Source organism: Mycobacterium sp. NGS22 (assembly GCF_059813095.1).
On record NZ_JCALDY010000030.1, the window covers coordinates 1 to 12,173 of the forward strand.

Genomic DNA, 12,173 nt, shown 5'->3' on the forward strand with positions numbered 1-12,173 from the left:
GATGTTGCCCTTGTCGTCCTTGGGCGTCGTCAGCGACACGTACTTGCCACCGAACACAGTGGTGGCCTTGATCTGGGTGTCCACGTTCTCCGGCACCACGCCGTTGGGCCCGAGGTACTGGGGGTAGATCTCCAGCGTGAACTTCGCGGCCGGCTTCCCGTTGCGGGAGACCTCCGTGATGTCACCGACCCGGCCGATCTGGACACCGTTGTAGGTGACCTTCGAGCCGGGGTCGATGACCAACCCGGCCCGCTCGGAGAACATCGTCACCTTGTCCTTGGACGTGAATCCGCCGCGGAACTGTACGTACACCAGCGAAAGCACGAGCAGCAGGACGACCAGCGCGGTGATGCCGATGGTCTTGTAGGGCGTGCTCGGCATCTTGTTCTGTCTGCCTGGACCAGTCATGGCGCTACACCGTCAGTGCGAAGTTAGGGTTGACGCCGTACAGCGCCAACGCGGCGGACAGGACGACTATCTGCACCGATACCAGTGAGAACCGCATGGATCGGCCCACGGCTTCGCCGACGCCGACCGGCCCGCCGCCGGCGTTGTAGCCGTAGTAGCAGTGCGTCACCATCACGATCAACGCGATGATGATCGCCTCCAGGAACGACCAGAACACGTCGTCGGGGCGGAGGAACGTTCGGAAGTAATGCTCGTAGGTACCTGTCGACTGCCCGTACAGCGCGGTCGTCACGATCTGCGGGGACAAGAAGGACATGATCATCGCCAGCGCGTACAGCGGGATGATGACCACCAGGCCGGCGATCACCCGGGTGGAGGTGAGGTACGAGATCGAGTTGATGCCCATCACCTCGAGGGCGTCGATCTCTTCGGCGATCCGCATCGCGCCCAGCTCCGCGGTGGCACCGGCGCCGACCGTGGCCGCCAGCGCGATGCCGGTGACGACGGGCCCGGCGATACGGACGTTGATCAGCGCCGAGAAGAATCCGGTGAACACCTCGACGCCGATGTTGCCCAGCGACGCGAAACCCTGAATGGCCACCAGCGAGCTACCCGACAGGGTCACGAAACCGACGATCGCGGCGGTGCCGCCGACCACGGCCATCGCACCGGTGCCCATACCGATCTGGGCGATCAGGCGCAACGTCTCCTTGCGGTACGACGCGATTGTCTGCGGGATCAGCCCGATGCTGCGCAGGATGAACCAGGCCATCTGACCTGTGGTGTCCATGCCCCGCCCGACGCTGCCCGCGTACTTGTTGACATTGGCGACCGCACGGGGGAACCGGGACCGAACTACCACAGCTGTCGACATCAGCGCCCCGTCCCGAATCGCACCCCGATGGTGGTCAGGATGACGTTGACCGCGTACAGCGCGACCACGCACAGCACCACGGTCTCGTTCACGGCGGTGCCCAGACCCTTGGAACCGCCGCTGACCGTCAAGCCGCGGTAGCAGCCGACCAGGCCGGCGATCAGCCCGAAGGTCGCCGCCTTGACCATCGCGATGATCACCTCGGGTAGGCCGGTGATGGTGGTCAGCGTGGCCAGATAAGCGCCACCCGACACGTTCTGCAGGTAGACACCGAACAGGTAGCCACCGACCAGTCCCACGGTGATCACCAGGGCGTTGAGCAGGGTGGCGACGACGGTCGCGGCGATCACCCGGGGGACCACGAGACGGTGGATCGGGTCGATGCCCAACACCTCCATCGCGTCGATCTCCTCGCGGATGGTGCGGGCGCCCAGGTCGGCGCAGATAGCTGTCGAGCCGGCACCGGCCACCACCAGCACCGTGGTCAGCGGACCGAGCTGGGTGACCGCGCCGATCGCCGCGCCCGCGCCGGACAGGTCCGCGGCGCCGAACTGAGCGAGCAGCACGTTGAGGGTGAAGATCAGCAGCACGGTCAGCGGGATCGAGACCATGATCGTTGGCAGCAGCGCGACCCGCATGATGAACCAGCACTGCTGAATCAGCTCGCGCCACTGGAACGGTCGGCGGAACAACGCGCGGCCGATCAGCACGCACATCCGGAAGAACCCGCCGATCATCGTCAGCGGTGTCTCCAGCTGGTCGCGAACGTAGCCCAGCAGCTGCGGACGAGAAGATGTCGTCACGATTGCCCCCTCACCTACGGGCCGCCCGCGTCGAGGCAATGCTGCGGCGAATGGTGTTGCACGCCTCCTCCTTGCCCGACCCTACGGATGTGACCCAGCGCTCCCTACCGGCAGGTAGTAACGGAGACTACAGGAATGTACCCGATGGTCGTCCGCGTGTGTACTGCAACTCGACATTTGACACTTTGTCAGCACCTGGCAAACATTTTGAGCCCCGTCAGCTTACCTCTCCTGTTGTTGATTCTGTTGTCGCAGAACGCCTTTCGATATCTTTTCGCATCCCGTACCGCACCCGCAGTTCAGTCTTGAGCACCTTCCCGGCGGGGTTGCGCGGCAAGGCGTCCACGATCTCGAGCGCCTTGGGATGCTTGTACCTCGCAAGCCGCTCAGTCAGGTACTCATCCAACTCTTCGATACGCAGGTGGCCTTCCGTTACAGCGGCCACCGCGATCGGCACCTCGCCCCACTTCTCGTCGGTGCGCCCGATCACCGCGACCTCGACGACACGAGGGTGACCGGCCAGCACGTTCTCCACCTCGGCGCAGTAGATGTTCTCGCCGCCGGAGATGATCATGTCCTTCTTGCGGTCCACCACCCAGACGTAGCCGTCGGCGTCCATCCGTACCAGGTCCCCGGAGTGGAACCACCCGCCGGCGAACGCTTCGGCGGTGGCTTCCGGGTTGTTCCAGTAGCCGCTCATCAACGTCGGTGCGCGATAGACGATTTCCCCGATCTCGCCGACCGGCACGTCGTTCATGCCGTCGTCGACCACCCGGGCGGCGACGGTCGGGATCACCTTGCCCACCGATCCGCGCTTACGGATCGCGTCGTCGCCCAGCAACATGCACGTCACCGGCGACATCTCGGTCTGCCCGAAAGCGGCGAGTATCTGGGTGCCCGGGAACATCTCAGACATCTGCCGCAGCAACACATCTGGTGCCGGCGCGGCACCCCACGACATCGTGCGCAACCGGAGGTCGCGCGGCCTGGCCTGCTGCTCGGCGCACACCGCCTGCCACTGTGCGGGGACCAGGAACAGTCCGGTCACCTTCTCGGCCTCCAGCACGTCGAGCAGTTGTCCGGGATCGAAAGCGCCGAGCGGATAGATCACCGTCGGGACGCCGAGCAGCAACCCGCTGAGCAGGTTGCCGACCCCGGCGATGTGGAACAGCGGGACGCCGACGAAGCCGACGTCGTTGTTGAGATCCACCCCGTTGGTGTAGAGCATCGTCATGGTCTGCCCGGTCAGGTTGGTGTGGGTGAGCACCGCACCCTTGGGCCGCCCGGTAGTCCCCGAGGTGTACATGATCAGGGCCGGCGATTCGTTCGGGATGTCGACCGGTGCCGGCCTGTCGCCGACCTCATTCATAAGGTCTTCATAGAAGAGGACATCGTTGTCCGGCGTCGTGTCCGCCGCCGAACCCGCGACCACCACCGTCTCCAGCAGCGCCGCGATGTCACGCACGCCGGTGGCCACTTTGGCCAGGACCGCTTCGGTGATGATCACCCGCGCGCCGCTGTCCTCGACCAGGAAGGCGATCTCGGCGGGGGTCAGCCGGAAGTTCAGCGGTACCGCGATCGCGCCGAGCATGTTGGCCGCCAGTACCGACTCGACGAACTCGGTGCGGTTGAGCATCAGGACCATCACCCGGTCCCCGAAGCCGACTCCGCGCCGGTTGAGCGCTCCGGCGAGCGCGGCGACGCGGTCCCGCAGTCCGGCCCACGTCAGGGTGTCGCCCAGGAACCGCAGCGCGGGCGCCTGCGGCTGCATCATGGCGTGCCGCTCGAGCTGGTTGACCCAGTTCTGCCGCCGAGCGAGGTAAGGCTGCTCGTGGGCTTCGGCCTGTGTCACGTGGCCGGCGAGTTGCGCGGTCAACCAGTTCCGTCCCTTCACTTGCGCACCGCTTGCGTCAGACTGATATTTGATAAAACATGTGTTGTCTGGGTCACATTAACGGGCACGGCAGCCGTTAACAAGGCCTCGAAACGACACGGTAGAGACCCGATAAGCGGCTGAAAGACCTGGCAGGGCACGTGAACGCACCTTTGTCGGCAGCGTCGTCCAAACCCCGGCGCGCTCGTCCGCTGCGGCGCTCACAGTTGTCCGACGAGGTCGCCGGTCACCTGCGCGCCGCGATCATGTCCGGCAAGCTCCGCCCGGGGACGTTCATCCGGCTCGACGACACCGCCGCCGAACTCGGGGTGAGCATCACCCCGGTGCGCGAGGCGCTGTTGAAGCTGCGCGGCGAAGGCATGGTGCAGCTCGAGCCGCACCGCGGCCACGTGGTGCTGCCGTTGACCCGCGAGGACATCAAGGACATCTTTTGGCTGCAGGCCACCATCGCCCGCGAGCTGGCGGTCACCGCGACGGACCGCATCACCGAGATCGAGATCGTCGAGCTGGAGCGCCTCAACGAGCTGTTGTCCAAGGCCGTCGTGGCCGGCGACGCCGAGGCCATCGCGACCTATGAGTTCTCCTTCCATCGCGTGTTCAACCACGCCAGCGGACGGATCAAGCTGGCCTGGTTCCTGCTCAACGCGGCGCGCTACATGCCTGCGCAGATGTATGCCGCCGATCCGCGATGGGGTGAGGCAGCGGTCGGCAATCACCGTCAGCTGATCGCGGCGTTGCGCCGCCGCGACGCCAAGGCCGCGATCAAACACACGGTCTGGCAGTTCACCGACGCGGCCGAACGGCTGACCGAAGCGCTGGACCGAAGCGGGATCTTCAACTCTTGAGGCGTTGCGGCCGCTGAGTGCACGAGGGTCCGCGCCGGCAGGATATGCCGTTTCGGTTGCTGCGTGACTTCGGTTGTGAAGCCTTGGCTTTGAGTGTGAAGTGACGGCGTCCGGTGTGAAACCTGGGCGGGAAAATCGTCGGGATCCCGCCCAGGTTTCACTCGCAAAGCCCAGGTTTCACGCGCAAAGCCCAGGCTTCACGCGCAAAGCCCAGGATTCACGCCAGAAGCCTGACGGATGCTGAGTCCGGCCATCCGGCGGCTAGCCCGCGCCCAACTGCTCGGCGCGCTGCTTGACGTTGGCCGCCAGCTGCTCCAGCACGTTGTTCAGCAGCATCTTCACCATCGGCGGCGGCACCGGCATGCTGGGCTCGACGTCGATGTCCACGGTCAGCAGGCTGTTGGCGCCTACCGGTACCACGCTGAACAACTGTTCCTGCTTGGTGAACAGGTCGCCCTGCTGCATCACGGTCTGGATCTGGTTCTCGCCGGGGTAGTACACGGCGTGGATGTAGACGCCGTCGAGGCCTTGCACGGAGGTGTCCAGGCGCACCTGGCTGGCGCGGCCGTCGTCGTAGCGGGCCAGTACCCAGGCGCCCTTGACCCCTTCGTTCCATTCCGGGTACCGCTCGATGTCGGAGACGATGCCCATGATTGCCGCGGCATCGGCGCTGACCTCGACCGTCTTACTCAAAACTGGCATTGGCGAAGCATACTGGGGCGGCTAGTCGGTGCAGGCGGTTGCCAGCAGCGACCGGATGGCGTCGGGAATCGGGACCGGTCGGCGGGTGTCCCGGTCGACGTAGACGTGCACCCAGTGCCCGAGCGCGGCGATTGGTTGCGCGTTTTCCGAGGTCTTGAAAATGCCCAGGCGGTAGGTGACGCTGCTGCGGCCGAGCCGGCTGACCGCCAGGCCCACGGTCAGGCGGTCCGGGAAGCCCAGCGAGGAGAGGTACCGGCAGCCCGACTCCGCGACGATGCCCAGCTCGGGGATGGTGAGCGGGTCGACGCCGGTCTCGGTGGCGATCCAGCCGTTGATCGCGGTGTCGAAGAGCTGGTAGTAGACGGCGTTGTTGAGGTGACCGAACATGTCGTTGTCGGCCCAGCGCGTGAGCACCGGCCACAGCACCGGGAAGTCGCTGCTGGTCAGGCCGTCCGGCGCAGCAGGCACTGAACTCATGGTTGTATTCCAGCATGCTGGCGATCCGGGGCGCGGTGCTGGAGCGGATCGGTGCGCCACGGCCGTACGCCCAATCCCGGCCGATCAGCGTCACCGACCTGGAGCTGGCCGGACCGGGCGCGGGCGAGGTGCTGGTCCGCGTGGAAGCCGCCGGGGTGTGCCACTCCGACCTGTCGGTCGTGGACGGCAACCGGGTCCGGCCGACGCCGATGTTGCTGGGTCACGAAGCCGCGGGCATCGTCGAAGCGCTCGGCGACGGGGTGACGGAATTGCGGGTCGGGCAACGGGTGGTGCTGGTGTTCCTGCCGCGCTGCGGGCAGTGTCCGGCGTGCGCGACGCAGGGGTTGACGCCGTGTGAGCCGGGCAGCGCGGCCAACAACGCCGGCACTCTGCTCGGCGGCGGGATCCGCCTGAACCGCGCCGGCCATCCGGTGTATCACCACCTGGGCGTTTCGGGTTTCGCTTCCCACGCGGTGGTCAACGCGGCCAGCGCGGTCGCGGTACCGCCCGACGTGCCGCCGGGGGTCGCCGCCCTGCTGGGCTGCGCGGTACTCACCGGCGGCGGCGCGGTGCTCAACGTGGGCGACCCGCGGCCGGGCCAATCGGTCGCCGTCGTCGGCCTCGGAGGCGTCGGCATGGCCGCGGTGCTCACCGCGTTGACCTATCCCGGGGTCCGGGTGATCGGCATCGATCAGCTACCGCAAAAGCTTTCTGCGGCAACCGCTTTGGGCGCTCACGAGACCTACACCCCGGAGCAGGCCGCGGGTATCAAGGCCGACGTGGTGATCGAGGCCGTCGGTCATCCCGTCGCGCTGGAGACGGCGATCGCGCTGACCGCGCCCGGGGGGCGGACCGTCACGGTCGGGCTGCCCCGGCCCGATGCGCGAATCAGTCTGTCTCCGTTGGGCTTTGTCGCCGAAGGCCGCTCGCTGATCGGGAGCTACCTGGGTTCGGCGGTGCCCAGCCGCGACATTCCCCGCTTCGTTGCGTTGTGGCAGTCAGGCCGGCTGCCGGTGGAAAAGCTGGTCTCGGCGACCGTTCGGTTGGACGACATCAACGAGGCGATGGACCATCTGGCCGACGGCACCGCCGTCCGTCAGCTGATCACTTTCTGATCGAGGACCGACATATGACGATCAACGACCGGGTGTACCGCCTGCTGCGGCTGCCGTTGCCGCTGGTCTCGTTGCGCACGATCGTGATCGTGGCCGCGCTGTCGGTGATCGCGCTGGTCATCATCCTGGGCACCTGGGTGTGGGTCGGCGTCACCAACGACCAGTACAGCCAACTGGACCGGCGGCTCGACTCGGTGAGCAGCCTGGGTGACGTCGCCACCCTGCTGACCAGCCCGCAGCGTTCGCCCACCGATCAGGTTGCGCCGGACGACAGCCTGGTTCGCACCGTGCGGGTGGGCGCCAACACCATGTCCGTGCCGAGCGGCGTCGTGCTGCCCGCGTTGCCGGTGGGCTACGCCTCCACCGCGATCAACGGGGTCCCCTATCGGGTGCGCACGTTCACCGCGGGAGACGCCACCGTCGCGCTCGGTGCGCCGCTGTCCGAAGCCGAAGACCGCATCGACCAGCTGCACCTGCGGGTCCTGCTGATCTGCGGCAGCGTCATCGTCGGCACTTTCCTGGTCGGCAGCGTCATGTGGCTGATCATGATCAACCCGTTCCGGTTGCTGGCCCAGCAGGCCCGCGCCATCAACGCGCAGTCCAACCCGGACGAGGTGCAGGTCCGCGGGGTCTGGGAAGCGGTGGAGATCGCCGAGGCCGTCGAAGGCATGCTGGCCCGGATCGGCGACGAGCAGCAGCGCACCAAGGACGCGCTGGACTCGGCCCGCGACTTCGCTTCCGTCGCCTCCCACGAGTTGCGCACGCCGTTGACGGCGATGCGGACCAACCTGGAGGTGCTGGCCACCCTGGAGCTGCCCGCCAAGCAGCGCGAAGAGGTGATGGCCGACGTGATGCGCACCCAAAGTCGTATCGAAGCCACCCTGTCCGCGCTGGAACGGCTGGCCCAAGGCCAGACCATCACCACCGACGATTTCGTGCCGGTGGACATCACCGAACTGCTGGATCGCGCGGCACACGACGCCGAGCGCATCTATCCCGAGCTGACGGTGTCGTTGCTGCCATCGCCGACGTTGTTGATGCTCGGCCTGCCGACCGGGCTGCGGCTCGCGGTGGACAACGCGATCGCCAACGCGGTCAAGCACGGTCACGCCGACCAAGTGCAGCTCTCGGCGGTGAGTTCGCGCGCGGGGGTGCAGATCGCCGTCGACGACGACGGAACCGGCGTGCCCGAACATGAGCGCGAGTCGGTCTTCGACCGGTTCTCCCGCGGATCCACCGCGTCGCATTCCGGGTCGGGTCTCGGCCTGGCGCTGGTGGCACAGCAGGCCGAATTGCACGGCGGCACCGCGTCTTTGCAGGCGAGCCCGCTCGGTGGCGCGCGGTTGTTGCTGGATCTGCCGGGTCCGCGACCGCCCAGCGACAACTACTGATCGCCGTAAAACGCTTTCGCCAGCGCCTCGCCCTGCAGCGCGAACAGCCGTTGGCTGGCCGACCATTCGGGTAGCAGCGAATCGAATCCGTGGCAGGCACCGGGGAATACGTGCAGTCCGGTGCCGACCCCGGCGCGCAGCAAGCGCAACGCATATTCGACCGCTTCGTCGCGGAACGGGTCGATTTCCGCGCAGGTGATCAATGTGGCTGGCAGGCCGGTCAATTCGCCTCGCCGGGCGGGAACGGAGGCGTGCGACGGGGCCTGCCCGCCCAGGTAGTGATGCCACATCAGCTGCGCGCCCTCACCGTCGAAGGCCGGGGTGGCACGGAATTCGGTCATGGATTGGGTACGGCGGTCGTCCAGCACCGGTTGGTGCAGCAGCTGAAAGAGCAACGGCGGCAACGCTTTGTCGGCGGAACCGTGTGCCAGGCAAGCGGCCAGCGCGGCGCCGGCGCTGCTGCCGGCGACGGCCAGCCGGGCCGGATCCACATCGAGTTCCGCTGCGTTGGCGACCACCCAATTGAGCACGGTGACAGCGTCTTCCAGCGCGGCCGGGAAAGGGTGCTCCGGCGCCAGTCGGTAGTCCACCGAAACCACCGAACACCGGGCGCGACGGGCGAGTTCGATGCACTGCCGGTGGTCGGTGTCGAGGTTGCCCATCGCGAAACCGCCTGCGTGACAGTAGATAACCGCCGGTGCCGGCGGCGCGCAGCCCCGGTAGATCCGCACCGGCACCGTGTCGGCGTGCGTGTCCTCGATGTCCAAGCCCGCGGCGTCCCCGACGCTGTCGGCGCGACGCTGGTTCATCGATTCACGGATCAGCGGGATCGCTTCGGCGGTGAAGATCGTCCGGGTGACGGCTACGGCACGCAGCGCCGGATGCAACCGGTCGACGGCCTGGATCATCGGATCTGCAGGCATTGCCCACCGTCGACGACCAGTTCCGAGCCGGTGATGAAGGACGCCGCCTCGGACACCAGAAAGGCGACCGCGTCGGCGATCTCGGTCGGTTGGCCGAGCCGACCGAACATCGCCACCGCGGCCAACCGCTGCTGGATGTTCTCGTCAAGCATCGGTGTGGCAATCGGACCTGGGAAGACGGCGTTGACGCGGATGCCGTCCGGGGCGAGTTCGGCGGCGGCGGTCTGAGTCAGGCCGCGCAGCGCCCATTTCGCCGAGCCGTAGGCACAGTGCTGCGGGAACGGCCGGATCGCGCCGGTGCTGCAGATGTTGACGATCGCGGCGTTCTGAGCTTTCCGCAGTTGCGGCAAGGCCGCCCGCATGCCCAGGAACGCACCTAGACAGTTGACCCTCCAGGAGTTTTCGAAATCGTCGACGGTCTCCTCGGCCAGCGCGGCGCGATGCAGCATCCCGGCATTGTTGACCAGGGTGGTCAGCGACCCGAATCGCTCGACCGTGGCAGCGACGGCGGCATCCCACTGGGCCGGGTCGGTGATGTCCAGCCGGACGTCCAGCACCTCGTCGTCGCCGTCCAATTCGTTTGGCAGCGGGCTCAAGTCAGCGGCGGCCACCGAGTAGCCGTTGGCGCGCAGCTTGGTGACGATCACCCGGCCCTGCCCGCCGGCGGCACCGGTGACCAATGCCACGCGGGTCATGTTGCGGCCCTGTGGAACTGACGGCGGCGGATCAGCCATGTGCCCTCGCTGCGCACCAGCTCGTCTTCGTAGTGCCCGGGTCGCAGCTCCGTGTCGTTGACGAACAACACCTGCGATCGCGCGGTCGCAGTGTCGTTGGCGACGTCGACGCTGATGGCGCCCAACAGGTGTAAGCCGCGTGGCGCCTGGTCGAACATCGCGCCGATACCGGTGTGGCCGGAGTATGTCTTCCCGTAGGCGACGAATTCGGCGTCCTCGGTGAACACCGCCAATCCCTCGGCGACGTCGTGGGTGTCGAGGGCCAGCGCGTAGCGGGCCAACAGGTCGCGGATCTCGTCGCTCATTGCGCGGTCGCCTCACGCAGGTGTTCGGTGGCCCCGCGGCGCAGCGCCTGCGATTCGGCCGCCAGGGTGATCATCTGGAACCCCATCTTGGCCAATGTGTTTCCGGTCTTCCCGTCGCTGCCGTGGATTCCGGTGATGAGGCCCGCGTCGGTGGCCGTCCGGTGAATACGGGAGATCGCTGCCAGGACCTGCTGATTGGCCAACGCGCCCACCACGCCGACACCCATCGACAGCGCCAGATCGGCTGGGCCGACATAGATTCCGGCCAGGCCGGCTACGGCGCAGATCTCCTCGATGCCGGAGACCGCGGCCGCGGTCTCGATCATGGCGAAGACGCTCACCCTCGATTCCAGCGCTGCCGGGTCGTGTCCGAGGCTGGCCCGCAACGGGCCGAAGCTGCGCACCCCGGCGGGCGGGAAGCGGGTGGCCGCGACCGCCGCGGCGGCCTGGTCCGCCGACTCGATCATCGCGATGATGACGGCGTCCGCGCCGGCGTCGAGGACCCGGCCGATCGGCGCCGGGTCGGCATTCGGGAGCCGGACGGCGGTGGTGATCGGCACGTGTTCCAGCCGCCTCAGCATCCCGGCGACGTCGGCGTCGTCCAGATAGCCGTGCTGGGTGTCGAATCCGACGTAGTCGTAGCCGGCCTTGGCGAACTCTTCGGGGCCGATCAGCGTCGGGCCGGTGACCCAGCCACCCCAGATGATCTGCCGCAGGTCGCTTTGGAAGATGCTCATCGGCAGATCGCGATCTTGACCCGCTCGGGGACCGGTCGGCAGGCGAGGTCGAACGCGGCCTGGACGTCGTCGACGGCGAAGGTGTGCGTCAGATACGCCTCGAGCAGTTCGGGGTGCTCGGCCGCGAACTCGGCGGCTTGTTTCAGCATCCGCCGCCGGTCCAGTGTCACACCGGATTTCAGCGTCAGGTTGTTGCGCAGCATGGCGCGCATGTTGATCGGATAGGCGTCGTCATCGGCGACACCGAAGTAGAACACGGTACCGCCGGGAGCGGCAGCGTCGATGGCGTGGCCCAAGGTGGCGACCTGATGGCCGACCGCCTCGATGACCACGTCGGCCCGGTCGGCGGGAACCAGTTGGCTGACCCACCTGTCGCTGGTGGCGCGGACTGCCTCGTCGACTCCGAATGTGCCGCTGAGGCTTTCGCGGTCGACGGGATCGACGCCGGTGACGCGCCGGGCCCCGAATGCCTTGGCGACGTAGGAGAACAGCAGGCCGATCGATCCCTGTCCGATGATCGCCACGTGCCGTCCGGCCAGATCCGGCAGCTGCTCGCAGGCGTACAGGACGCAGGCCAGCGGTTGCAGCCCGACCGCCTGTGCGGGGGTGAGCACCGGGTCGTAGCGTGCCAGTCCGTCGCCAATGCTGACCACACGCTCCATCATGCCGTCGAAGCCGGAGGCCCAACCCACCACCAGGTCACCCGGACGGTGCTCGGGGTGCCGGCTGGCGATCACCTCACCGGCGACCTCGTGGATCGGAAAGCCGTCCTTTTCCGGCCCGCTGCGCCCGTCGTCACCGGGCAGGCGGCCCCGGGACCCGCGGAACGCAGGCAGGTCGCTGCCGCAGACTCCCGCGGCCGAAAAGCCGAGCAGCACTTGCCCATCCGTGAGGCCCTCGGACGTCTTTTCCGCGATGTCGGTCCGTTCGAACAGAAAGGGGGCGATGATCCGGTAGGACCACAC

General features: G+C 67.2%; 14 protein-coding genes. 3 read left to right on the forward strand and 11 right to left on the reverse strand.

Going from position 1 to position 12,173, the window contains the following annotated elements; all coding sequences use genetic code 11:
* The 4 genes from AC5Y47_RS21630 to fadD5 all read right to left on the reverse strand — a co-directional run.
* Positions 1-408 (reverse strand): MlaD family protein (locus tag AC5Y47_RS21630; protein ID WP_499946301.1); only part of this gene is annotated, 408 nt, incomplete at its 3' end.
* A 4-nt stretch (positions 409-412) separates the two neighbouring features.
* Positions 413-1,282: an MlaE family ABC transporter permease gene (locus tag AC5Y47_RS21635; protein ID WP_499946302.1), complete on the reverse strand. Its 870-nt coding sequence runs from the start codon at positions 1,280-1,282 to the stop codon at positions 413-415.
* The gene (locus AC5Y47_RS21640) at positions 1,282-2,019 is read right to left on the reverse strand and encodes an MlaE family ABC transporter permease (protein ID WP_499946344.1); all 738 of its coding nucleotides are present in this window, start codon (positions 2,017-2,019) and stop codon (positions 1,282-1,284) included. Before AC5Y47_RS21640 ends, AC5Y47_RS21635 begins: the two co-directional genes overlap by 1 nt.
* A 283-nt stretch (positions 2,020-2,302) precedes the next feature.
* Positions 2,303-3,961, reverse strand: a complete 1,659-nt coding sequence (gene fadD5, locus AC5Y47_RS21645) for a fatty-acid--CoA ligase FadD5 (RefSeq protein ID WP_499946345.1) — start codon at positions 3,959-3,961, stop codon at positions 2,303-2,305.
* A 158-nt stretch (positions 3,962-4,119) separates the two neighbouring features.
* Between fadD5 and AC5Y47_RS21650 the strand changes: the two genes are divergently transcribed.
* Positions 4,120-4,824, forward strand: a complete 705-nt coding sequence (locus AC5Y47_RS21650) for a GntR family transcriptional regulator (protein ID WP_499946303.1) — start codon at positions 4,120-4,122, stop codon at positions 4,822-4,824.
* Between the two features lie 261 nt (positions 4,825-5,085).
* On the opposite strand, the gene AC5Y47_RS21655 is transcribed toward AC5Y47_RS21650, so the two are convergent.
* Complete coding sequence (locus tag AC5Y47_RS21655) at positions 5,086-5,526, reverse strand: SRPBCC family protein (protein WP_499946304.1); 441 nt, start codon at positions 5,524-5,526, stop codon at positions 5,086-5,088.
* A 21-nt stretch (positions 5,527-5,547) separates the two neighbouring features.
* Positions 5,548-6,003 carry an acyl-CoA thioesterase gene (locus tag AC5Y47_RS21660; protein ID WP_499946305.1) on the reverse strand — a complete coding sequence of 152 codons (456 nt, stop codon included), beginning with the start codon at positions 6,001-6,003 and terminating at the stop codon, positions 5,548-5,550.
* 14 nt (positions 6,004-6,017) lie between these two features.
* Here AC5Y47_RS21660 and AC5Y47_RS21665 point away from each other — a divergent pair, with 14 nt between their 5' ends.
* Both AC5Y47_RS21665 and AC5Y47_RS21670 read left to right on the forward strand, forming a co-directional pair.
* Entirely contained in the window at positions 6,018-7,118 is a 1,101-nt protein-coding gene (locus AC5Y47_RS21665; RefSeq protein ID WP_499946306.1) for an alcohol dehydrogenase catalytic domain-containing protein, read from the forward strand.
* Between the two features lie 56 nt (positions 7,119-7,174).
* Positions 7,175-8,509, forward strand: coding sequence for a sensor histidine kinase (locus AC5Y47_RS21670; RefSeq protein ID WP_499946346.1), 1,335 nt, complete (start codon positions 7,175-7,177; stop codon positions 8,507-8,509).
* Here AC5Y47_RS21670 and AC5Y47_RS21675 read toward each other — a convergent pair.
* From AC5Y47_RS21675 to AC5Y47_RS21695, 5 genes are read right to left on the reverse strand one after another with little or no spacing between them, the layout of a single operon-like run.
* Positions 8,503-9,432, reverse strand: coding sequence for an alpha/beta hydrolase (locus AC5Y47_RS21675; RefSeq protein ID WP_499946307.1), 930 nt, complete (start codon positions 9,430-9,432; stop codon positions 8,503-8,505). The two genes, AC5Y47_RS21670 and AC5Y47_RS21675, sit on opposite strands and share 7 nt — an antisense overlap.
* The gene (locus tag AC5Y47_RS21680; protein ID WP_499946308.1) at positions 9,414-10,127 is read right to left on the reverse strand and encodes an SDR family NAD(P)-dependent oxidoreductase; all 714 of its coding nucleotides are present in this window, start codon (positions 10,125-10,127) and stop codon (positions 9,414-9,416) included. Before AC5Y47_RS21680 ends, AC5Y47_RS21675 begins: the two co-directional genes overlap by 19 nt.
* A complete protein-coding gene (locus AC5Y47_RS21685; protein WP_499946309.1) occupies positions 10,124-10,471 on the reverse strand; it encodes a nuclear transport factor 2 family protein in 348 nt (115 codons plus the stop codon). The genes AC5Y47_RS21680 and AC5Y47_RS21685 overlap by 4 nt, the downstream gene beginning before the upstream one ends.
* Positions 10,468-11,208: an HpcH/HpaI aldolase family protein gene (locus AC5Y47_RS21690; protein WP_499946310.1), complete on the reverse strand. Its 741-nt coding sequence runs from the start codon at positions 11,206-11,208 to the stop codon at positions 10,468-10,470. The genes AC5Y47_RS21685 and AC5Y47_RS21690 overlap by 4 nt, the downstream gene beginning before the upstream one ends.
* Positions 11,205-12,173 (reverse strand): zinc-binding dehydrogenase, encoded by a 969-nt coding sequence (locus AC5Y47_RS21695; protein WP_499946311.1) that lies wholly within the window; start codon positions 12,171-12,173, stop codon positions 11,205-11,207. The genes AC5Y47_RS21690 and AC5Y47_RS21695 overlap by 4 nt, the downstream gene beginning before the upstream one ends.

Excerpts from the sequence above, each read along its gene's own strand:
- AC5Y47_RS21665 (WP_499946306.1), top strand. The coding sequence starts at position 6,018 with ATGCTGGCGATCCGGGGCGCGGTGCTGGAGCGGATCGGTGCGCCACGG.
- AC5Y47_RS21655 (WP_499946304.1), bottom strand. The coding sequence starts at position 5,526 with ATGCCAGTTTTGAGTAAGACGGTCGAGGTCAGCGCCGATGCCGCGGCA.
- AC5Y47_RS21680 (WP_499946308.1), bottom strand. The coding sequence starts at position 10,127 with ATGACCCGCGTGGCATTGGTCACCGGTGCCGCCGGCGGGCAGGGCCGG.
- AC5Y47_RS21660 (WP_499946305.1), bottom strand. The coding sequence starts at position 6,003 with ATGAGTTCAGTGCCTGCTGCGCCGGACGGCCTGACCAGCAGCGACTTC.
- AC5Y47_RS21640 (WP_499946344.1), bottom strand. The coding sequence starts at position 2,019 with ATGATCGGCGGGTTCTTCCGGATGTGCGTGCTGATCGGCCGCGCGTTG.
- AC5Y47_RS21685 (WP_499946309.1), bottom strand. The coding sequence starts at position 10,471 with ATGAGCGACGAGATCCGCGACCTGTTGGCCCGCTACGCGCTGGCCCTC.
- AC5Y47_RS21635 (WP_499946302.1), bottom strand. The coding sequence starts at position 1,282 with ATGTCGACAGCTGTGGTAGTTCGGTCCCGGTTCCCCCGTGCGGTCGCC.
- AC5Y47_RS21690 (WP_499946310.1), bottom strand. The coding sequence starts at position 11,208 with ATGAGCATCTTCCAAAGCGACCTGCGGCAGATCATCTGGGGTGGCTGG.
- AC5Y47_RS21675 (WP_499946307.1), bottom strand. The coding sequence starts at position 9,432 with ATGCCTGCAGATCCGATGATCCAGGCCGTCGACCGGTTGCATCCGGCG.